This is a genomic window from Selenomonas sp. oral taxon 892 str. F0426 (assembly GCF_000468035.1).
In the GTDB taxonomy this organism is placed as follows: domain Bacteria; phylum Bacillota; class Negativicutes; order Selenomonadales; family Selenomonadaceae; genus Centipeda.
In genome coordinates this window covers 1-1,080 of record NZ_KI260532.1, presented here as the reverse complement: position 1 = coordinate 1,080, position 1,080 = coordinate 1, and the positions used below count along the sequence as shown (strand labels likewise).

At 65.3% G+C, this 1,080-nt stretch carries 1 protein-coding gene; it reads right to left on the bottom strand.

Annotated features, from left to right (window positions below):
• Positions 1–49: 49 nt before the first annotated feature.
• Positions 50–1,080, bottom strand: a 1,031-nt coding sequence (locus tag HMPREF1992_RS03350; protein ID WP_231366947.1) for an autotransporter outer membrane beta-barrel domain-containing protein, incomplete at its 5' end; no start/stop codon positions are given.

Below are 1,080 nucleotides of genomic sequence, written 5' to 3'. Positions count from 1 at the left end.
ATTCCCTAGCCTCCCCCGTGCACCACGGGGGAGGCTGGGAGAGCGGACGTTAGAACTTCCAAGCAAATCCTGCTCTAAAGGTCACGCCGCGCAGCTTGCCCACCCAGCCCTCGACGCTGAGGTCTGCGGTGGAGTTGCTGCTCATCTGCGTTTTCCAGCCGAGCTCGAGGCTGCCGGAGAAGCCCTTGAGCGACGGGGACGGCGAGGTGTAGCTCATGCCGCCCGCGCGGTGGTAGGTCGCGCTCGCATCACCGTCGAACTCATACTGCATGGATGCGCCGAGGATGAGCGCGCTGCTGCCGTGCACGAGCTGCCAGCGCTCGCCCACGCGCAGGACGTGACTGTTCACTGCAGAGAACGAGTAGCGGTCGCCCGTGGAGAGCGTTGCGTCCGCACTGCCCAGCCGCGTGAAGAAGTACCGCGCATAGACCTCGCGCGTGCTCTTGTCCTGCATCGTCACATGGTTGCCGATGCCGAGATGTGCGCCGATGTAGTTCGCGTCCGCGTCGTAGGACGTGTGCGTCGCTCTGCGCCCCGTCGTAAGATCGGCAGAATAGTCCATGCTCGAGCGTCCGCAGCGCAGGCTCGCCTCGGAGAACACGCCGTTCGGCTGCTCCCAACGGACAAAGCCGCCGCCGCCGATGTAGCGGAGAGTGCCGTCGCCGTGCGCACTGTTCACGTAGCTGTCGTAGCTGCCGCGCCCGTACTCGACAATGGGGCCGAACATCAGGCGGTCGTCGCCGCGCAGAACCTCACGCGAGAAACCGACGGCGAGATTCATGCCCTTCACATCGACGTGCGAGCCGGTCTTGGCGCGCATCGAGGAGCCGCTCATCGCCGCAAAGGGAGCAAAGCCCTCGGATGCCGCCGCCTCGATGGACGCACTCGACATGCCCAGATTCGTAAAGAGATTCATGCCCGAGCCGATAAAGGCAACCGAACCTGCCGCCGTCTCGGCAAGGGACTTCGCGTTGTCCTCATCGAGTCGGAAACCATCGCCGGGGGGCGGTGTCGGAGGTGTCGGGGGCGGAGTCGGAGGAGTTGGGGGTGGTGTCGGCGGTGTTGGAGGTGGTGTCGGCG